Origin of the sequence: Bradyrhizobium sp. B097, from assembly GCF_038957035.1 — a bacterium.
Lineage (GTDB): Bacteria > Pseudomonadota > Alphaproteobacteria > Rhizobiales > Xanthobacteraceae > Bradyrhizobium.
In genome coordinates, this window is record NZ_CP152412.1 from 7,161,759 (window position 1) to 7,180,987 (window position 19,229).

Genomic DNA, 19,229 nt, shown 5'->3' on the forward strand with positions numbered 1-19,229 from the left:
CAACCGTTCAGCGTTTCAGAGAGAGAGAGAGAGAGAGAGAGAGAGAGAGCTGATCAGATGAATTGTCAGCTCCGTCTACTTATGTGCAGCGATGATCGCTGCGCCCTCCCTTCGCAAACCTCAGGCAGCGCAGCGTTTCCCAACGGAGAACGCTGCGTGCATCGTTTGGACGATGCCAAATCCGCTGAATTGGCCGCAAACATCTACCGGCGCCTTCCGATCACGGCGCCGAGAAACGATGCATCGTTCGGTCCGGGACGGGGCCCGTCGACTAATGCAGGAGCTGGCTTAGAAACTTCCTAGTGCGTGCGTGCTGGGGATTACCAAAGAACTGTGCAGGCACCGCCTGCTCGATGATTTCTCCGCCATCCATGAAGATTACCCTGTCGGCGACCTCCCGGGCGAACCCCATCTCGTGGGTAACGCAAATCATCGTCATGCCGCCGTTGGCAAGGCCGGTCATCACATCAAGGACCTCCTTGACCATCTCCGGATCGAGGGCGGACGTCGGCTCATCGAACAGCATGATCTTCGGCTTCATGCACAGTGCCCGCGCGATTGCCACGCGCTGTTGCTGACCACCCGACAGCTGGCGGGGATATTTCCTTGCCTGCTCGGCTATGCGCACTCGCTCGAGATTCTCCATTGCGAGCTGTTCGGCCGCCGCACGGGTCATCTTCCGGGCACGGACCAGGGCCAGCGTGCAGTTATCCATCACGCTCAGATGCGGGAAGAGATTGAACTGCTGAAACACCATGCCCGCTTCACGCCGGACATCCGCAAGCCCCTTCATGCCAGGACGCAGCTCGACACCGTTGACGACAATCCTGCCCTTCTGATGCACTTCAAGCTGATTGATGCACCGGATCAATGTCGACTTGCCCGAGCCGGATGGACCGCACACCACAACCCGCTCGCCGGCGGCAACCTCAAGGCTGACGTCACGCAGGACCTGAAAGGACCCGTACCATTTCGAAACCTGCTCCATCAGCACTGCGGTACGATCCGCCGCCGGGCAAGACTGTGCACCGTCCCTGGTCACTTCCGCCAAATCAGACGCCATGTCGTCACTCCCGATGCATTTCTGCTCTATTCTAACGAGTTGGGGCGATGAGCCCGAAGCGCCGCTCGAGGCTCGCGATAACGGCAACCGCGACCAGATCCATGATGAGGAAAAGAACGCCCGCCACGAACATCGGCTCGGCGTAGCGGTAGGTCTCGGACGCCACATCGAACGCGCTGCCCTGCATCTCCGGAACCGCGATGACCGCCAGTAGTGGCGTGGACTTCAGGATAGAGATCGAATAGGCCCCAAGCGGCGCTGCGATGTTACGCAGCATCTGCGGTGCGACCACGAAGATCACCGTATCAAGCCGGCCAAGACCCAGGCTCTGCGCAGCTTCGCCCTGCCCTCGCGGCACCGCGTCAATACCTGCTCTGAAGACTTCCGATATGTAGCCCGAGAAGTAGAAGCTCAGTCCGAAGACTCCGACAAGCAGGGCCGGCAGTACGATCCCGTAGAAGGGCAGGACGAAAAACAGGAAGTAGATCTGAACCAGGACCGGCGTCGATCGAATTGCGTCAACCACGAACTGGGCGACGGGGCGCACGAACCTGTTGGAGCGGCGCAGCATTTCCCAGATGAACCCGAGAAGGGTCGCGCCAATGAAACTGAGAATGGCAACCAGGATCGTGTTTCCGATTCCCTCGAGGACTTGCGGAACGATCCTTACAGCAAAGGCGACATCAAAGCTCATCGACGCGCCCCCGGGTCTTTCCGTGTGATGCGTGCAGATGCCGCCCGAAGATGGTGACCGGATAGCAGATGATCAGGTAGGCCACCAGAAGGGCCGAGTATATCTGGGCCGGATTGTAACTGAGCTCTGACAGCCCCTTTGCACGAAAGGTCATGTCGGTCAGCGTGATCAATGAAACCAGCGCGGTGCCCTTGATCAACTGGATGGCCTCATTGACGAAGGTCGGGATCATCACTGCTATTGCCTGGGGCAATTCGACCAGCCGAAGCACATCGAAGCGGCTCATGCCGAGCGCCAGCCCGGCCTCGCACTGCCCGCGATCGAGGGCCTGCAATGCCGCCCGAACGGACTGGCTGCCATAGGCGCCGGTGTTCAGCCCGAGCACCATTGCCCCGACGGTTATGCCGGAAAGATAGATGCCGAAGGCAGGCAGCGAATAGTAGAAGGCATAGAGCAGGACAATGACCGGAGAGCTGCGCCAGAACTCGATAATGGCGGTGACGATCCAGCGGGACGCCCCCGTCGAGAAATGCTGGAGCGTGCCGGCAAACAGCGCGAAGGGTACAGCGTAGAGCAGACCAAGGACCGTGACGATCGCGGTGATGCCAAAACCTTCATAGATGCGCATCAGGGTATCGAGGAAACTCATTCGCCTTGCTCCGTGACCTTGCCGCCATCGCAACTGGTGAACATCCGCCGGACGATCTGCTCCCGCCACCCGCATGCTCCCGAGCGATTTTTCGCCGTCCTCACCCGGCGCAGTTCGTTGTCCTGCGCAGTTCGTCCTGCCGTTCCCCGGCTTTCCGCCCTGCCGGGACTTCGTGAGAGCATTTTTCGAAACGTCCTGCGGAAATTAGTTGCGGCATGCTGCCCGCTTGCTGAACCTTCAGCGTGAGCCCCGTTTTGGATCCGGAACGCGCCGGCAATCACGGCTGTCGCAGGAGGCCGGGCGATCTCCATGACAACCGGCGCACCAGCGGGGCTCTCATCCGATCTTCAATGTACCTGATCCGGACGACGATGGTGATTCCGGCCTTGCGTCCGCAGCGAAACGGAACGCAGTTCTACCGACGCATTGTCTCAACACCTTGTCGCGCCCCCACGTTCACATTTTCGTAGTTTTTAGGGCAGGTATACACGATATGTCAACAGGATCTGAACGTCCTGTGAGGCTAATGGAGAACGGCTGTCTCCCGGCCGTCGCAGCGATGGGTCATCAGCCCTGCACGATGAGTTTGCCAGGAACTGCTCGGGGCGATCAAAAAGTGCCCCCTGCTGCCTCATCCATCGCCGCGCCGGTCAGGAACGCGGCATCGGCCCGTCGCTGCGACGAAAGTCTTCCGCGATTGCACATCCTGCAGCAGCAGGAGCACATTCTTCGATCAAAACAAACAGGGCTCTCCGGTTCGAAGCCCGGACGCCGTCATTCGATCATGCCGGCATGCGACTGATCGCCACGGTGAATTGCAAGCGCCCCCTGGAGCGTTGCGAAACGGGGTTCTGTTCGAATCAGCATCTCTTTCCCGCGGAGATTTCGCCGTGCATGGTGCCGCGCGCTTTTCGGGCAGACATTGAAGCGATCGACGTCAGGACTGCTGCGTGAAGCGCGACCGGTCAGCCAAGGCGCGGACTGACATGGTGAATGTCACCTCGTCATCGACGCGCCCTGCAAGGTGAGCGTCAGTTGAACGCTGGAGATCGTTCGCCTGCCCGTTTTCCACAGCACTGAACATGCTAAGGCGCGATGAGATCAGGTTGAATCTCCATCGGACTTCAGCTCCCCGTCCAGACATGATCTGTCCGGAAAACCGCTGCACGCTTTTTCCGGATCCTCCCTAGGCCCGCAACAGCCCGCACAGCTCTGCCATCGAGTCCGCACGGTCGAGCTTCATGACCGTCTCGACGATCCTGTCGCCCTTCGGTTCGAGGGGCGTCCCGCGAAGGTTGCTCAAAAACTTCCGCTCGACATCCGCATCGCTGAACGGCCGGCGCCAGTGCCCCGGAGCCCAGTCGGCGGTCGCATCGAAAGTCCGGCCATCCCTCATCCGGATACGGACCGAGGATTTGTACCGGCCTTCGTCCCAAAACGCCTTTTCTGCGACCGGATCGATTTCGACGGTCATCTTGCGCATCAACTCCCTGACCACTGGATTGTCCATCATCTCGGGCGCAAACCAGTGCCGTCCCGGATCGCGCACCATCAATCCCATCGCCGTCACATATTGCACCGAGAGCTGCGCGTCGATATCGGTTGCCGGCGCGGCGTCCGAGAACCATTCGGTGATGCGCGAAAAGCACCTGATGGAAACCGACTCGATTTCATCCAGGGCAACGTCCTGATCCTTCACGGCGCTTGTTGCGGCATCGACGGAGGTGTGAAGGAATGCGCAGCTGGGAAACGGCTTGATCGACAGTTCGTTGATGCGCCACCTCTGTGCAAGGTCCGCCGACAGCTGGGCGGGATCGAAACGGTCCGATCCGATGATGTGGGCAAAGCCGCGTTCCGGGTCACTCAGCATTGCGAAGGGGCCCAGAATATCCTGGCGCGCGCATAGCGCTGCGTCGACTCCCCCAAGTGTCATCTGGCCGTAATTCGCTTTCAGCGCATGCGCCGGTTTGCCGTACTGGACGTACCAGATCGGTACGTTGGTATTGGCCGCGGCATGCCCGAGTGCGGAACGAACCTGGGCCTCAGTGCCGCCGGCAACAACAATCGCCGCGGCTCCGGCGGCCACGCCGTGCCAGGCATGGTAGACCGCAAAGCGCCGGTAGGCCTCCGGGCCTGCCCGCGTCGCGTCATGAACACGCAGCCCGGCTTCATAACCGGCGACCACGCCAGCCAGAAATCGCTGCGGCGTGGCGGACAGATGCTCTGCGACAGCGAGCGCTGCCGGAATGACCGTTGCGCTTGGATGCCCGCAGGCCACGTCTTCATAATCGAGCACATCCGACAGCCAGGATGCGACCTTTGCCGCGAGAGAAGGCGGCAGCCGCAGTTCGGTGCCCGGAATGCAGCAGCCGGACGTCGCCACACCGCCACCGTATGCCGCAAGGATGCTGCGTCCGAGCGGCGTCGCAGCGCCCGTGGCGATGCAACCGATCGTATCGAGCGTCACCCGCTTGGCAGTGTGAAGCACGTCCGCCGGCAGGCTAGTGAATTCCAGATCAGTCAGGAACTTGGCCAGCCTGCCCGCGTCCTGATGGACAGGATGACGCGGGAACAGGATGTCCTCGAACCGGGGCGGGACCTCGACGTTTTCGACAGCCATTGGCATTACTCTTTCTCTTTGCCTCCATTAGTGCCCGTCTGGTGGCGACAATCAGCAGACGGTGGGAATGGTTTCGGGCGACAGGGCGCTCAGAAATTCACATCCCGTATCGGTTACAAGGATGACCTCCTCGAACTGGAAGACCGCCCCCTCCCGCTCGAGCTTCGGCTCAAGATGCAGGATCATGCCGGGGCGGATCTCGGTTGCATCGACCCGCGATATCGACGGTGGCTCGGTCACATCCAGACCTCCGCCATGGCCGATCCGCGAGACCCTGGAATACAGCGGGCCCAGATCGGCATCGATCCACATCCGTTCAAACCGGGCATAGAGATCGGCGCAGCTCATCCCCGGCCTGACCGCCCCCGCCAGATCGACCGTAAGCGCTCGGACCCTGCCGTAGACGTCGACCTCCCACGCTTCCGGCTCGCCTGCTCGGGCAATCCTGTTGCGATCGGCGGGATAGCCGCCATACGTCGCCCTGAAGTCGGTCCAGATATAATGGCCTGCCTCCAGCCGCCGGTCGGATGCGGGACGGCCATAGGAGAAATCGCCCTTCGAGAACAGCATTGCGATCGGATCAGCAGTTTCGGCGCCGTTGAGGAATATCTGCGCCTGCACCATCTGGCAAAGCTCGTATTCCGGCATGCCGAGGCGCGCGGAGGCAAGCGCGGTGTCGAAGGCCGAGTTCACGATTTCGAACGCGATCCGTTTCAACTCCGCCTCGAAGCGAGACTTAATGACGCGGACGCTCCACAGAATCTGCGAAGCCGAAACCGGCTTACCGTCATGCGACAACTCCGAAAGCGCCTCGACGAGCTCGAGAGATCCGCGCCCATAGAAGTCCTGCCCGTAATCCAGCGCCGTCCTGCGAGGCCCGGACACCCTCTCGCTGATCCACGCAGAGATCGCCGCCACTGCCTCGGGCAGGTACCCGTCGTAATACCTGCTGGAGAAGCTGCGTGCACGCACCTCGACGGTTCGGGCCTCCGCGAGACTTCCGAACACAACCATGTCATCAGCCGAAATGGCCGCAAAGACCGGGCGTGCGTGATATGACCAGGACAGGGATCGATAATCGGTGAGATAGGCGACGTTCTTTTGGTCGCTCAGAACAATGACGTCGATACCAGCCTTCGACATCTGCGCCCGGACGCCGGCACGACGACGCTCCAGCTCCGCGGCCGGCACAGGCGGCGCTGGAGGAAGTGGCTTGGGAGGGACCGAGGGCCAAACCTTGGGCATTGCGGCTCTTCTTTTTAGTTTTCTAGCTGGCTCTTTTTCTTTACCGGGCTTCTTTTTCCTGAACGTCGGACAGGCCCCGCCTTGCCGCCGAAACGCGAAACCTTGCCGAAAGGCATCAGCGGGGACGGATCATTGACATAGTGGGCATACCTAGTATAGGATCAAGCCATCGTCAACCGGGCTTACCATAAAGATGGGGCGTTCAGAGATCTCCAGACGAGCCGTGCTGGCCGGGAGTGTGGCGGCAATGCTGATGGCGAGCACCCTGTCGGCGGTTGCGCAGTCGATCACCGATCGTGTTGTCAAGGAAGGCAGGATCACCGTCGGCATCCATAACCAGGCCCCATGGGGTTATGTTGGCGCGGACGGGAAGGTTGCGGGTGTCGGCCCCGATATGGTCAGGGCGATACTTGGACCTGTCGGTGTCAGGCAAGTTGACTTCGTGGTTGTGGATTTCGGCGCCCTTATCCCGAGTCTTCTGTCCAGGCGAATTGATATCGTCGCGTCAGGCATGGCGATCACTGACGAGCGCTGCAGGCAGGTGATTTTCAGCAATCCCGACCTCGTCATCGGTGATGGAGTAATGGTGCTGGCAGGCAATCCGCGTAACATCCACAGCTACGCCGATGTGGCAAACAGTCCGACCTTGCGCATGGGCGGCGGTCGGGGCAGCTCGAATTCAGAAAACGCCATCAGGGCCGGCATTCCCAGGGACCGGATGGTGTTGTTCCAGGACACGCAGTCATCGATCGCTGCCCTGCTCGCCGGCCGTATCGACGCGGACACGCAATCGATGGCAACTGCCATCAGCACCGTCAGACAGCCAGGTCTCAAAGGAAAGATCGAGCTTGCGGAGCCGTTCACCGGACTGGTGGAGAATGGGCGCCGGGCGGCGAACTATGCTTCGATCGCATTCCGGCCGGACGACGCCAGATTGCGCGATCTCTGGAACGAGAGCCTGGATGCGCGAAAGTCCGATGGAACGGTAAAAGAGATTTTCGCCAGCTATGGATTTGCGGCCTCCATGGTCGCCCCGGCGGATCTCACCGCACAGAAGCTGTACCCGAATTGCAGATAGGGACGCTGCATTGCCTGGGGACGTCGTGTTCGCGCGCGGATTGCAGGATCGTCAGAATCCCCGGCGCCGTCACGCGTCCCACTTACCCGTGATAAGTTAATCCACTTCTCCTGAAGGATATGAAATGTCTGATTCTACGCGTATCTGGTCGCCGATCAGCTATGACAGGGATGGAAAGCAGGTCGATTGTCTGCGTCTGCCTATTTCCACCGATACCTCCGCCTACGGCTGGATAGCGATACCGGCAATCTGCCTGAAGAACGGCGACGGCCCAACGGCAGTGCTGATTGCCGGCACCCATGGTGACGAGTACGAAGGCCAGATCGCGCTGATGCGGATTGCGCGGAAGTTGAAACCAGCTGACCTGAGGGGACGCATTATCATACTTCCGTCCCTCAACTTCCCGGCTGTCCAGGCCGGTCGCCGCGTTTCACCTGTCGATGAAGGCAATCTCAATCGTCATTATCCAGGACGCGCACATGGCACGGCCACCGAAATGATTGCCCATTATGTCACGGAGGTCCTGCTCCCGATGGCCGATCTCGTGGTTGACCTTCATGCGGGCGGTCGTTCGCTTGACTACATCCCCTGCGCCCTCATCCGTCCGGGAAAGACGGCGCAGCACCATGAGAAATTAGTCGACCTGCTGCGCGTCTTCGGCGCCCCGATCGGCTATCTGACGAACGGCAGCGGGGGCGGCGGGAACACCACACTCCCGGCCGCGGCCGAGCGCACCGGCGCACCCGTGCTCACCGCGGAGCTGGGTGGCGGGGCGACGCTCAATCCATCGGGGCTACAGCTCGCAGAGCAGGGCGTCCTCAGGCTCCTCAAACACATTGGTGTGCTTCCGCGATACGATGTCACAGAACCCGGTCCGGTTCGATTGATGGAGAGCTCGACGACCGACCTGCTGGTTTATGCCGGCACCGATGGACTGTTCGAGCCCCTTGCAAGACTTGGCGAAGAAGTTTCAGAAGGTCAGCTCGCCGGATTGATTCACTCGATCGACAGGCCACACAATGATCCGGAACAGGTCCACTTCGGCCGCGCCGGCCTGATTGCCAGCAAACGTTTCCCGACCCTGGTCAAGCGTGGCGATTGCCTGTTTGAACTGATGCAGGATATCGCATCCTCGCAGACACGAGGGTGATCCGGTGCCCGGCAAGTTAAATCCAAGAATCGCCGGCATGACATGCGTCCGGTGTCAGCTCACCCATCCGGTCGCGGACTATGTGGAAGGATGTCCCGCCTGCCTTGAGTCAGGCACGCCCGCAAGCGTTGCACCGCACTATACCAGCTGGCCGTCGTCACTGGACCTTGCAACGATTGGTGACTGGCTCTCGTACCCGGATGCATCGGGGCTCGGTGAAGGCAACACGCCGCTGTCAGATCTGCCGCGTCTCGCCAGGGTGCTTGGCATACAGGCGCTGCATACGAAAAACGAGTTTGGCAATCCCACCGGCTCCCACAAGGACAGAATGGGCGGGATGGTCGCCCGGCGTGCCCTTGATGTCGGAGCCAGAACCGTCGCCGTCGCCTCGAGTGGCAATGCCGGGGTATCGGTGGCCGCCTATGCGGCACGAAGCGGGCTGGAATGCGTCGTCGTCACCACGCCCGAGATCAGCCCGAACTGGCGCCAGGCCATCGAGCTGCACGGCGCACGAATCGTCGCAACCGAAAGATCGGACGAGCGGTGGAGACTCGTTGCACGCCACGCCCGGGCCGGCGACTGGTATCCGGTCACAAACTACCTGATCCCCCCTGTCGGAAGTAACCCCTTCGGTGTCGACGGCTATCGTGCCATCGCATTCGAACTGTATCTGCAGTTCGAGCATCACCCGCCAACAGACATAGTGGTCCCGACATCACGCGGAGATCTCATCTGGGGAATCGCAAAGGGATACAGGGATCTTTCGGATGCCGGTCTGGTGCGGTCAATACCCAGGGTTCACGCGGTCGAGCCGTTTCCACGAATCCGTCAAGCGCTCTCGGGCCACGGGATGGTCGGCGCTTTCCCGGAAAAGACCAGCATGGGGTCGATCGGGGGCAATACGGTTACCTGGCAGACGTTACAGGCGCTCGAACTGGCAGGCGGATCGTCAGTCGCCGTCGACGAGCCTGAGGTGGCTGCCGACCAGAGTGTGCTCGCAAGAGAGGGCCTGTATCTTGAGCTTTCAAGCGTCGCCACGCTCACGGGTTTGCGCAAACTGATCCGCGAAGGAAAGGTTACGCCGGATGCACGTGTCGTGCTGATTGCCACATCCCATGGCTACAAGGAGCGCGCCCGAATTGACGAGCGGCTGGTTCCCGTCAACCCGTCCCTTGTCTCCGCTTAATGGATAGGCACTCTTGCGCGTTTGCAACATAGCAGCGCGATCATTGGCAGCGTCGTATGGCCAAGTGACCGGCGACCGACGGGCAGCGCGCGGCGGTGAACTCACGCGAACAGGCGCCACGGGCGGTTCCTTCGTCAGGGAAAGCCTTGTTGCGAGGGCAAGCCCTGAGCCGCGGGACGGCTTCCATCGTGATCGCCGGCAGGCATGACAGGTGTCGGCTCCGCGTCACACGATCGCGAGCCTTTGGCAATTGCGGCTGCGGTCTCGCATATTCGAACGGCGAGGGAAGATTCGGTCGCTGGAGCATCACAAAAAGACGCCGCCATCATGGGCCAAATTCCTGTGCCATGATGGCGGCGATTGATCCTGAAGAAACCGGAAAAGAGATCGGTGTGCCGGCCGGCGCGTGATCCATTCCCGGGACGGTCAGGGCTTCGTCGTCCAGTCAAGGACGATCTTCCCCGAGCTTCCGCTTTGCATTGCCTCGAAGCCAAGCTGGAAGTCCCGCACCGGCAGGCGGTGTGTGATGACTTTCCGCACATCGAGGCCGCTCTGCAGCATGCCCAGCATTTTATGCCAGGTCTCGAACATTTCCCGGCCATAGATGCCCTTGACCGTGAGCATCTTGAAAACAAGCCTGCTCCAGTCGACTGCAAACGGTCTGGATGGAATGCCGAGCATGGCGATCTTTCCGCCCATGACGAGGTGCTCAACCATATCTTCGAAGGCGGCAGGCGCCCCGCTCATTTCAAGCCCGACGTCGAATCCCTCCTTGATGCCTAGCCGCGCCTTCACGGACGCGAGGTCTTCCTTTGAAACATCAACGGGCACGACATCGGCCGCTTCGGCTGCGAGTTTCAGGCGGGCCGGATTGACGTCTGTGATGACGACATGGCGGGCACCGACATGTCGCGCGACCGCGGCGCTCATGATGCCGATCGGCCCGGCGCCGGTGATCAGCACATCCTCGCCGACGAGATCGAAGGATAGCGCCGTATGCACGGCATTTCCCAGGGGATCGAGAATGGCCCCCAGATCGTCGTCGATATCGTCGGGCAGTGGCACGACGTTGAATGCAGGCAATTTTACATATTCTGCAAATGCGCCCGGGATATTGACGCCCAGGCCCCGGGTCTGCGAGTCAAGATGGAAGCGACCGCTGCGGGCGGCGCGACCGTGCATTGCGATGACATGGCCCTCTCCCGAAACCCGCTGGCCGGGAGCAAGACCCTGGACAGCCGGACCGATCTCGATAATCTCGCCCGCGAACTCATGGCCTACGACCATCGGCACCGGTATCGTTCGGCGTGCCCAGTCATCCCAGCCAAAAATATGAATATCCGTGCCACAGATCCCGGTCTTCCTGACCTTGATCAGGACATCATCGGGCCCGATCGAGGGCACGGGTTCGTCGCGCAACCATAATCCCGGCTCTGGCCTGGCCTTTACGAGTGCCTTCATTTTGCAGTCCTCAATCCTCGGGCTTCATTGGATAAGACGGAGCGTCCTGCCGGCGTCCTTGAATGCGTCGATGGCAAGCGTCACGTCGGCGTCGGTCAGGGCGGCAGACATCTGCGTGCGAATGCGGGCCTTGCCGGCCGGCACGACAGGATAGAAAAAGCCGGCAACGTATACGCCGCGCGCGTCGAGCTCCCTGGCCATATCCTGCGCGCGGCGCGCATCGTGCAGCATGACGGGGATGATCGGCGTTTCCCCGGGGAGGAGTTCAAATCCCGCTTCGGCCAGACCGTTTCGGAATCTGACCGTATGGGATGCAAGCAGCGCGCGGCGGTCATCAGCGGCCTCGGCAATGTCGATCGCCTTGAGGGAGCCGGCCGCAACCGCCGGAGCAAGGCTGTTGGAGAACAGGTAGGGTCGCGAGCGCTGGCGCAGTACGTCTATGATCGGCTGAGCGGCCGCGACGAAGCCGCCCATGGCGCCGCCAAGGCTCTTGCCGAATGTACCGGTCACGATATCGACGCGCCCGCCCGCCCCCGTCAGCGCCGGGGTGCCGCGCCCCTGTGGCCCGAGATGGCCCGTGGCGTGGCAGTCGTCCACCATGACAAGGGCGCCGTAACGGCCGGCGAGATCGCATATTGCCGCCAGGTTGGCCACGTAGCCATCCATTGAGAATACGCCGTCTGTCACGATGATCTTGAATCGAGCCCCCTCCCTTTCAGCGAGCTTGAGCACATCCTCGAGCTCGTCCATGTCACCATTGGCGAAGCGGTAACGCCTCGCCTTGCTCAGCCGGACGCCGTCAATGATGGAAGCGTGATTGAGCGAGTCCGATATGATCGCGTCTTCGGGACCGAAGAGCGGCTCGAAGATCCCTCCATTGGCGTCGAAGCACGCAGCAAACAGGATGGCGTCGTCCTTGTTGAGATAGCGCGCGATCCGCTGCTCGAGCTCCCTGTGCAGCGTTTGCGCCCCGCAGATGAAGCGCACCGACGCCATTCCAAAACCGAACGTATCGAGCCCCGCTTTGGCGGCAGCCAGGATTTCAGGGTGATTGGCGAGACCGAGATAGTTGTTTGCGCAAAGATTGATGACCTGACGGTTGCCGCCCGCCGACTGAAGTTCGATCCGGCCGCCCTGCGCACCGGCAATGAGCCGCTCGCGCTTGTAGAGGCCCTCACCCTCAATGTCCGAAAGCGCATTCCTGAGATGGCCAAGGAAATCGTTCGGCACGCAGCACCTCCTGTTCCTGCATGATGAATTTTCCAATATATTGGACAGGAGTCAAGATAACTCGCAACGCGAATACGCATGCTCGCGGCTGCTCGGGACCCGAGGCTCCGCCGTTTGTACGTTCCGTACCGCGCGACGCCGCATCATCGATGGCTGCTTCGCGCTCCGGCGTATTGATCTTTTCCAATTTATCGGACACGATCCCGTATAAAGGAACGCGGCGAGCGACAGCAATCCCGATTGGTGCGCTTCGCACCGGATTCGATGACGTCGTGCCGCCTGAAGCCCCCGGGCTTCGCAAAATTGCGCGAGGATTGTGATGGCAGATGAAGGTCGGGCGCCAATAAACGTCGTACTGATAGGCTTCGGCAGCGTCGGCAAAGCCTTTTCGCGGCTCATAAGGGACAGCAGCGCGAGCCTGGCTTCGAAATACGGCATCCGCCTGAATATTGCGGCCGTATCGGATCTTCGGTTCGGCTCGCTCGTGCCCTGCGAGGGGATGGACGTCTCCCGCCTGGCAGAGACATCGCTCCAGCCGGGCGGATTCGAAAAATATCCAGGCGGCAGCAGCAGGGCGCAGAATGAGACAATCATAAGGGACGTGCCGGCCGACATCGTCATCGAGGCGACCTTCACCAACCCTGTCGATGGTGAGCCTGCAACCTCCCATTGCCGCCGGGCAATCGAGGCCGGCAGGCATGTCGTTACGTGCAACAAGGGACCGGTCGCCTTCGCCGGCAAGGAGCTCAAGGCCCTCGCCGCGCGCAAGGGCGTCACCTTCGCGTATGAAGGTGCGGTCATGAGCGGAACGCCGGTCATACGCGTGGCCAGCCAGACACTGGCCATGGCCGGGATTCATGGATTCGAGGGTATCCTGAACGGGACTTCGAATTTTGTCCTTGGTCGTATGGGAGAGGGTCTGGATCTCGGCGCCGCGGTGAGGGAAGCGCAGGCTCTGGGATACGCAGAGGCGGACCCGAGCGCCGATATTGAAGGCCATGATGTGCGGCTCAAGGTCGCGATCATGGCAAACGAGCTGTTGGGCGCGGATATTTCGCCAGAACAGGTCCTTTGCGAAGGAATTTCGGGTCTGCAGCCCGCCGATATTCTCAAAGCGTCCAGGGCAGGGCAGCACTGGAAGTTGATTGGCTCCGCAAGCCGCGACGAACGGGGCTCGGTCACGGCCGCGGTTGCTCCGCGCGCCCTGTCCTCCGGTCACCCTCTGGCGAACATAGCCGGCGCTACGAATGCCATTACCTTCAGGACAGATGTTTTGGGTGACGTGTCGATGGTTGGTCCCGGAGCCGGACCGCTTCAAACCGCATATGCGCTGCTGTCCGATATCATAGCGATCTACCGCAGCTAGTCTGGTGTTGCAGGCAACAACAGGCACGCAGAAGCCGGCCGCCCGAGGGGCGCGCGTCGGGGTGAACTATCTGTAAAGGACAACGAGAAACCCGCGGGCTATCTTGCCGCCCACATTCGAGATTCGATGTCGAACGTCGGCGGGGTAGCGCGCTGTCTCGCCGTTGTCGAGACGCATCGTACTGTCGCCGCAGGTCACCTCGAATCCCTGCGTGAGTGCCGTAAAGTGTTCGAACGTACCGGACGCGTGTGGATCACTCTCCAGTTTGCCGCCGGACTGGATTTCGACGTCATACCATTCCGTCTGGCCGGCGAGGCGTGGAGAACTCAGGATCTTCAGCCGGCACAGCCCGTCGGCGCTGCGAATTTCAGGGGTATGCGCCCTCGTCGTAATCTCTATCTGGTCGAGGCTTGCTGCGGTGCTGCCGGTACCGACAAGATCCGAAAAGCCGATCTCGAGCGCCTGGGTCAGGCTCCAGACGACCGCAAACGTCGGGTTCGCCTCACCGCGCTCGATCTGGCTGAGCATGGATTTCGAGACGCCGGATTGTACGGAAAGCTGCTCAAGTGTCAGCTTGCGCAGCTTGCGTTCCCTCTGGATCGCGGGTCCAATTTTCGGGGTTCTTTGAGACATCCTCATCGACTTAAGTTACCGGTCGCAACTACGCTCCCACATCCTGTATAGCGGATTTTACCGGCGTCTTCACTCCATTCGGCCTGACGGTGCTGTTTGACAGGGTCCGGCAGTCGTACGCGTGCGCCTCGATTTTTCCGACCGGGGAGTGCAGTTTGAGGGCGACATCCCGCGAACGGTTGCCTGACCGGCCACGACGGATCCTCCAGTCTCTCGCCCGTTCGGGCCAGTGAAACCACTTTCATTTTCCGCCCGACCGGTATCACCGGAAAACCGCCGCTTCGGGACCGGCTGCCCGCCGTTGGAGGCCCGCGCAATTGTCGGCATTGATGGTCGCGTGGCGGCGACTTCGCCGGTGCGGCAGCATCGTCTGCAGCCCGGGACGGCGCCGGCAGCGTCCGGTCGTTTCCGGCCAAGCATATGCGTGTCATCAGCGAGAAGTGTGCGTCATTGGCGTTCAGGCCGGCGCCGCCGCACTTACTCGAGCCCGAGACCAGCCGAACTAAACCAGCCCTCGAACATGCCCACCATCTCATTCTCACTCTTGCTGCGGTCCCGCCCATAGCTGCAAGCGCACCTGTGAGGCCTCTTCGTGTGCGCTCGCTCGCCTACGGCTCCCCGTCGAGATCGTATTTCACGCCTAGCTCCCTCGCGAAGATGAAGGCAGCTTCCGGAGCCATCTTGGGACTGTCGCAAACGAAGCCTGCGTTCCAGTTGGCGGAGCCAGGCTCAGTGGTAAATGATCGGGTTATCGCCACTCCTTCAATGTGGCTCCAGTCGGGATGCTTGGTGACCTCATTCATGAGGATTGCGCGCAGTTCGTCGGCTGTCTTCTTCGCCCTCATTGTCTGTGCCTTTGAGCTTTTGCCCGTCTCCGCTGCGCGGAATTCCAAATCATCACCTTGCGTCCGACCTGACTGGCGATGCCGACGGAAAAAAACGGGACGATGATCCACCACCACTTTACCCGCCAAGTTGGCATTTGATCGAGCGGTAGCGGCGGTGGGCCCAACGTCTGCGCCCTGAATTCCGGGACCTCGCCAGCCTTCTTCCATTCCTCAAACCCGTCACGCCAAACGAGAGCGCTCGCCGGCTCCGACAGGCGCGCAAGCACATCCTTCAATTGCTGGAGACTAACCGGGCCGATCTGCCCCTTGTAATCGGCATAGTACCAAACGTCAGACAAAGCCCCTCCTTCGAACGTCGGGAACGCGCTATATACGGATAGTTGCCGCAGTCAATGGCCACACGCTTCACTCTTGATGCGGCTTCCGGGAAGCCTTCGGGCTCGCGCCCATAGGTGCAACAGCGTGACCGGCGAGTCGGCGCTCACGCACACAAGCCGGCTGGCGAGGTTCGCTGATGCGTGTGTTGCTCTGTTAGCGAATGGATGCGCGATCGACATCGCCGTGCACCCGTCCAATGGACCGGACCGCTTGCGCACGCGATCTTACGCCATGCCCGCGCCGAGAACGGATCCGTCGCGGTCAGAGTAGGGATGGATGCTGCCAAGCGCGATGCTGTCCGCTCGGGCTGAGACAGCTGTGTATGGGTCGGCCGCACGCTTGGCAGTACGGTAGTCCCCGCCTTTCAGTGCGCGCTCAAATCGCTCGCGGCGCCATTGTTCGATCCGGCTGAGGCGCAGGATCGTTGGTGTCTTCCAAGTTTTCGCCATGTCACATCTCCCTTTTTGCCGGCCTCCGGGATGACCTAGTTTACGCTGGGCCGGCCGTCCCGCAGCAGATGCCGGTAGTCTTGATTAGCCATTCACTTGGCACGGGCGAGATGCGTCTCATAGGCGCGACGGGCACGCTGCGGCTCGCGTCTGGGATCGATATGCAATACGATCTCTGCCACTTCGCGCCGGTCCGCACCTTCTGCGTCGGCGTCTAGCAGCCGCAGATAGGTGACGGCGTGCTCTTCGTCGTAGGGCGTTAGGGTCTGATCAGTCGGCGCGGTATCGAGTGGCTCCCGCATTTGCAGTTCTCCGCAAGATGTAGATCGGCGGCTTAACCATCGGTCATATCGGAGCGCGTCGTTCGACTGTGCGTTCCGTTTTCTAGCCGGGGCGTATCACTTCGGCGTCGCAAGTGTCTGTGACCTTAAGTTGGTCGACAATCGCCATTTCGTAGGTGTTGGAGAACGACACAGTGCCGGCGAATATCGTCTCGGGCGTCCGAATGTCGATGGTGAAAATCCGCTTGCTTGGATCGGCAGTTCGGAGCGGGTGATGGCCCTTGTAGTTTCCCTGCTCAGCCTTGAACCTTTTCATTCTGCAGTTAGACGCGCCGCGCATATCGATGTCGAGTTCCTCCGGTCCCTGATCCCACCTCGCTACGAAAGAAGGATCGCTCCCAGATTTCGGAACAACCCTAAATATCTCCAGCTTACCGGTCTCTGAGAGGATGCCGTCACACCATTCAAGCTTGTAGCCGGGATGAATGGCAGTCGGATTTACCTCCAGATTGCGCACTTCGGAGACCCGGCCGTCTCTGGTTCTAGTTCGATTGATCTTCGCCTGCCGATCCATCGTGTATCCTTCAGCCGTATCGAGTGGGGAGGCCTGATCAAAGCTTAGCCTCTCACGCAGCCAAGGCGCAACCCGCCCAATCAGGCGCGGCAGCGAGGCCCCTAACATGACGATTTGCGCGGGAAACTTTCCATACGTTTTCGGATTTTAGAAGTATTCGCTTGGAAATTCTTGCAAGTTAGGTCGCGCCGTCCTGCCGCCATGTACGAACGGATCAACGCTCACATCGAACGAAAATCGCTCTCGACGAGGCTGCGCCGAGTTGAAGCGGTCGCCGTTCACCGGCAGGCGCCTCACAAGCTGAAGGTATCTCAGCCAAGGGCTTCTGCCGTCAGAATTTGAAGCTACCGCCATCCGCATAGCCCTTGGGCCTGATTTCCAGAGACGCGGCCTGATCCAGGCGCTGCTTTCGGCAACGAAAATGCGGAGCGCTGTCACTCACCTGTAGCCACGCTCCGTCGCGCCGCTCCAGCCAGCCGGAGGCGAGAAGGTCTCCGGCCCGAAAATCAGCATTCACAACTCCGATCCAGCGCTCGCAGTCGGCTGTTGGCCAAAGCGCGACGTGAACGGACAACTCGTCGTAACCCGCATCGTGAACATAAGCCACGGCGGGAATGTCCCCGATATTGAACCGATAGCTGCGGCCGGTGTCCCCGTATCTCGGGTCCGGCGGAGGCCAGTTGTTCTCACCGGCGCGCGGCGTGAACAAGCCCTTGTCGATGCCTGCATTGATTCCGGCCACCATCGCGTTGCGCCATGCCCGCCGCCTGCTCGATCCATCGTACTTGACCTTGGCCGCCCCCTTGGACGCGGTCCGGATCACGTCCGGGCCCTCGTAGCTGAGGCGATCGAAGGAAAAGCCGCGGAGGTCATCATCCGACATCGGAACACCCGTCACCGCCGCGAGCCGGCGCAGGAACGGCAATTCCTCGAGCAACGCAAAGTCCGGACGCTCCGCTGCACGCCCCGCCATATGGGCCCGCAGCGCGGCATGGCTTGCATATCCGCAGGCGGCTGCGATCGCCTCGGTGAGATGAGATGATTTGTAATTCGGATAATCCAACCGAACCGCGCGCTTCACGCACGTCAGGGCCGATTCAGTCAATGGAATAGCGGTCACGGATCCACCTCGTCATATCGATGATCGATGTCCGCAGATTACGCACCGACCTGAGATACGAAGGTCGATCCAAGAAAGCTGAAGTTGTCCACTTTGACCCCGCGGCAGGTCCGGCGAGACGGCCGATTCGGAGGATGCCTTGCCTCCACGGAGCTTTCAAGTGCCAGGACAGCTGAAGGCACCCATGCTGCCCATTTGGTGCTGCATCCGGAACGATCGAGACGGTGTAGTGGTAAGCCGAAGAAGGCCATGGCCTAAAGCCTCCCGCACACCAGCCGCGGAGATTATATTTGCGGAGGAAAAGGGCGACCCAGGATGACCGGCGAATTGAACGAGGGAGTGGTCGGCGACACCGCCAAGCTGATGATGCATCGGCTGATTGCGCGGATGCTTCGTCGCGACCCGTCACTGATTGTGAGCGCTAGGATCGCTCACACACGCCAGGCGGACCAAGTCGTTGGATGGCCATTCGTGCGCGAGTGGGACGAGCCGCTTGCGTTTCCGGCGAGAGAGCTTGCTTCCAAGCTGACCAGCCGCGCCCGTGAGATGGTGAGGCTTCGCAACTCCTCGGCGTCCACCTGGCAGAAGACAAGCGATCTATTCGCGCGCGGCGAGTTCAACGATCGTCGCCGTGTCGAGGACCCTGCCAGCAAGGTCGTTGATCAGGACCTCGTTACCAGAACGAGTTGCGAACGCACCGAAAGAGAAACGGAAAGGTACGCTTGCCGTCCGCAGCGCTTTGGCCACCGCAAAAAAAGCAGCCATGCCGCATTGAATAGGTTGGTAGAATGAGGCCTTGCGGCGACCCGATATCTAAATGTTAGAGGCGTCGCTGTTTTCCCGCGCCAGACGCCGTGTGTCGCACGCATGCTCCACGACAGCGCAAAAACCGAACGAACACGAGTGTACCCAGGTCGCACCGATTACGCGCGCCGCACGTCGTTGGCGAGCAACTGCACGAGACGGACCGTTGTGACGCACGTTATCACATGTGCGCGCGCGGACCGTCCGAATCGTACGAAGTTTTGCTGCCGAACGCGAACTCCATCTGACCCGCACAAGCTTAATCTAACTTGGGCTGCCCTACAGTCGTGGTCGCCCCACCGAGGAAGTCGAGCGGTTCGACCGAGAGTTCGATAATCTCTCCGGGCTGGCGAAGCGCAGCGGCACGGTTACCGAACGGCTAAGAAGGAGCTCGAATCTA

Annotated in this window: 18 protein-coding genes; 5 read left to right on the top strand and 13 right to left on the bottom strand. The window is 60.8% G+C overall.

Annotated features, from left to right (window positions below):
• Window positions 1–271: 271 nt before the first annotated feature.
• The 5 genes from AAFG07_RS32905 to AAFG07_RS32925 all read right to left on the bottom strand — a co-directional run bounded on the left by AAFG07_RS32905 (window position 272) and on the right by AAFG07_RS32925 (window position 6,271).
• Window positions 272–988, bottom strand: a complete 717-nt coding sequence (locus AAFG07_RS32905) for an amino acid ABC transporter ATP-binding protein (RefSeq protein ID WP_342729312.1) — start codon at window positions 986–988, stop codon at window positions 272–274.
• A gap of 106 nt (window positions 989–1,094) precedes the next feature.
• A complete protein-coding gene (locus AAFG07_RS32910; protein WP_342723862.1) occupies window positions 1,095–1,757 on the bottom strand; it encodes an amino acid ABC transporter permease in 663 nt (220 codons plus the stop codon).
• The gene (locus AAFG07_RS32915) at window positions 1,747–2,406 is read right to left on the bottom strand and encodes an amino acid ABC transporter permease (RefSeq protein WP_342723863.1); all 660 of its coding nucleotides are present in this window, start codon (window positions 2,404–2,406) and stop codon (window positions 1,747–1,749) included. Before AAFG07_RS32915 ends, AAFG07_RS32910 begins: the two co-directional genes overlap by 11 nt.
• Before the next feature lie 1,186 nt (window positions 2,407–3,592).
• Window positions 3,593–5,026, bottom strand: a complete 1,434-nt coding sequence (locus AAFG07_RS32920; RefSeq protein ID WP_342723864.1) for an MmgE/PrpD family protein — start codon at window positions 5,024–5,026, stop codon at window positions 3,593–3,595.
• Window positions 5,027–5,077: 51 nt separating this feature from the next.
• Window positions 5,078–6,271: a Xaa-Pro peptidase family protein gene (locus tag AAFG07_RS32925; protein ID WP_342723865.1), complete on the bottom strand. Its 1,194-nt coding sequence runs from the start codon at window positions 6,269–6,271 to the stop codon at window positions 5,078–5,080.
• A gap of 247 nt (window positions 6,272–6,518) precedes the next feature.
• On the opposite strand from AAFG07_RS32925, the gene ehuB reads away from it, so the two are divergent.
• From ehuB to AAFG07_RS32940, 3 genes are all read left to right on the top strand, one after another.
• Window positions 6,519–7,349, top strand: a complete 831-nt coding sequence (gene ehuB / locus AAFG07_RS32930) for an ectoine/hydroxyectoine ABC transporter substrate-binding protein EhuB (RefSeq protein ID WP_342723866.1) — start codon at window positions 6,519–6,521, stop codon at window positions 7,347–7,349.
• 124 nt (window positions 7,350–7,473) lie between these two features.
• The gene (locus tag AAFG07_RS32935) at window positions 7,474–8,499 is read left to right on the top strand and encodes a succinylglutamate desuccinylase/aspartoacylase family protein (protein WP_342723867.1); all 1,026 of its coding nucleotides are present in this window, start codon (window positions 7,474–7,476) and stop codon (window positions 8,497–8,499) included.
• Between the two features lie 4 nt (window positions 8,500–8,503).
• Entirely contained in the window at window positions 8,504–9,685 is a 1,182-nt protein-coding gene (locus tag AAFG07_RS32940) for a pyridoxal-phosphate dependent enzyme (protein WP_342723868.1), read from the top strand.
• Between the two features lie 426 nt (window positions 9,686–10,111).
• Here AAFG07_RS32940 and tdh read toward each other — a convergent pair whose 3' ends face one another.
• On the bottom strand, window positions 10,112–11,146 hold the full coding sequence (gene tdh, locus AAFG07_RS32945; RefSeq protein WP_342723869.1) for an L-threonine 3-dehydrogenase: 1,035 nt from the start codon (window positions 11,144–11,146) through the stop codon (window positions 10,112–10,114).
• A 24-nt stretch (window positions 11,147–11,170) separates the two neighbouring features.
• A complete protein-coding gene (locus AAFG07_RS32950; RefSeq protein WP_342723870.1) occupies window positions 11,171–12,376 on the bottom strand; it encodes a glycine C-acetyltransferase in 1,206 nt (401 codons plus the stop codon).
• 319 nt (window positions 12,377–12,695) lie between these two features.
• Between AAFG07_RS32950 and AAFG07_RS32955 the strand changes: the two genes are divergently transcribed.
• Complete coding sequence (locus AAFG07_RS32955; RefSeq protein ID WP_342723871.1) at window positions 12,696–13,742, top strand: homoserine dehydrogenase; 1,047 nt, start codon at window positions 12,696–12,698, stop codon at window positions 13,740–13,742.
• 66 nt (window positions 13,743–13,808) lie between these two features.
• Here AAFG07_RS32955 and AAFG07_RS32960 read toward each other — a convergent pair whose 3' ends face one another.
• From AAFG07_RS32960 to AAFG07_RS32985, 6 genes are all read right to left on the bottom strand, one after another.
• Window positions 13,809–14,375: an XRE family transcriptional regulator gene (locus AAFG07_RS32960; RefSeq protein WP_342723872.1), complete on the bottom strand. Its 567-nt coding sequence runs from the start codon at window positions 14,373–14,375 to the stop codon at window positions 13,809–13,811.
• A 608-nt stretch (window positions 14,376–14,983) separates the two neighbouring features.
• On the bottom strand, window positions 14,984–15,430 hold the full coding sequence (locus AAFG07_RS32965; RefSeq protein ID WP_342723873.1) for a hypothetical protein: 447 nt from the start codon (window positions 15,428–15,430) through the stop codon (window positions 14,984–14,986).
• Window positions 15,431–15,825: 395 nt separating this feature from the next.
• Window positions 15,826–16,050 carry a hypothetical protein gene (locus AAFG07_RS32970; RefSeq protein WP_342723874.1) on the bottom strand — a complete coding sequence of 75 codons (225 nt, stop codon included), beginning with the start codon at window positions 16,048–16,050 and terminating at the stop codon, window positions 15,826–15,828.
• 92 nt (window positions 16,051–16,142) lie between these two features.
• Complete coding sequence (locus AAFG07_RS32975) at window positions 16,143–16,352, bottom strand: DUF2285 domain-containing protein (protein ID WP_342723875.1); 210 nt, start codon at window positions 16,350–16,352, stop codon at window positions 16,143–16,145.
• A gap of 82 nt (window positions 16,353–16,434) precedes the next feature.
• Complete coding sequence (locus tag AAFG07_RS32980; protein ID WP_342723876.1) at window positions 16,435–16,905, bottom strand: hypothetical protein; 471 nt, start codon at window positions 16,903–16,905, stop codon at window positions 16,435–16,437.
• A gap of 331 nt (window positions 16,906–17,236) precedes the next feature.
• Window positions 17,237–18,025 (bottom strand): hypothetical protein, encoded by a 789-nt coding sequence (locus AAFG07_RS32985; protein ID WP_342723877.1) that lies wholly within the window; start codon window positions 18,023–18,025, stop codon window positions 17,237–17,239.
• A gap of 315 nt (window positions 18,026–18,340) precedes the next feature.
• On the opposite strand from AAFG07_RS32985, the gene AAFG07_RS32990 reads away from it, so the two are divergent.
• The gene (locus AAFG07_RS32990) at window positions 18,341–18,817 is read left to right on the top strand and encodes a hypothetical protein (RefSeq protein ID WP_342723878.1); all 477 of its coding nucleotides are present in this window, start codon (window positions 18,341–18,343) and stop codon (window positions 18,815–18,817) included.
• The last annotated feature ends 412 nt before the right edge of the window (window positions 18,818–19,229 follow it).

Bases quoted from the DNA above. Each gene is read 5' to 3' on its own strand.
- AAFG07_RS32970 (WP_342723874.1), bottom strand. From the start codon at position 16,050: ATGGCGAAAACTTGGAAGACACCAACGATCCTGCGCCTCAGCCGGATC.
- AAFG07_RS32905 (WP_342729312.1), bottom strand. From the start codon at position 988: ATGGAGCAGGTTTCGAAATGGTACGGGTCCTTTCAGGTCCTGCGTGAC.
- AAFG07_RS32960 (WP_342723872.1), bottom strand. From the start codon at position 14,375: ATGTCTCAAAGAACCCCGAAAATTGGACCCGCGATCCAGAGGGAACGC.
- ehuB (WP_342723866.1), top strand. From the start codon at position 6,519: ATGCTGATGGCGAGCACCCTGTCGGCGGTTGCGCAGTCGATCACCGAT.
- AAFG07_RS32935 (WP_342723867.1), top strand. From the start codon at position 7,474: ATGTCTGATTCTACGCGTATCTGGTCGCCGATCAGCTATGACAGGGAT.
- AAFG07_RS32915 (WP_342723863.1), bottom strand. From the start codon at position 2,406: ATGAGTTTCCTCGATACCCTGATGCGCATCTATGAAGGTTTTGGCATC.
- AAFG07_RS32920 (WP_342723864.1), bottom strand. From the start codon at position 5,026: ATGGCTGTCGAAAACGTCGAGGTCCCGCCCCGGTTCGAGGACATCCTG.
- AAFG07_RS32910 (WP_342723862.1), bottom strand. From the start codon at position 1,757: ATGAGCTTTGATGTCGCCTTTGCTGTAAGGATCGTTCCGCAAGTCCTC.
- AAFG07_RS32990 (WP_342723878.1), top strand. From the start codon at position 18,341: ATGACCGGCGAATTGAACGAGGGAGTGGTCGGCGACACCGCCAAGCTG.
- AAFG07_RS32955 (WP_342723871.1), top strand. From the start codon at position 12,696: ATGGCAGATGAAGGTCGGGCGCCAATAAACGTCGTACTGATAGGCTTC.
- AAFG07_RS32980 (WP_342723876.1), bottom strand. From the start codon at position 16,905: ATGGATCGGCAGGCGAAGATCAATCGAACTAGAACCAGAGACGGCCGG.
- AAFG07_RS32925 (WP_342723865.1), bottom strand. From the start codon at position 6,271: ATGCCCAAGGTTTGGCCCTCGGTCCCTCCCAAGCCACTTCCTCCAGCG.
- tdh (WP_342723869.1), bottom strand. From the start codon at position 11,146: ATGAAGGCACTCGTAAAGGCCAGGCCAGAGCCGGGATTATGGTTGCGC.
- AAFG07_RS32975 (WP_342723875.1), bottom strand. From the start codon at position 16,352: ATGCGGGAGCCACTCGATACCGCGCCGACTGATCAGACCCTAACGCCC.
- AAFG07_RS32965 (WP_342723873.1), bottom strand. From the start codon at position 15,430: ATGGAAGAAGGCTGGCGAGGTCCCGGAATTCAGGGCGCAGACGTTGGG.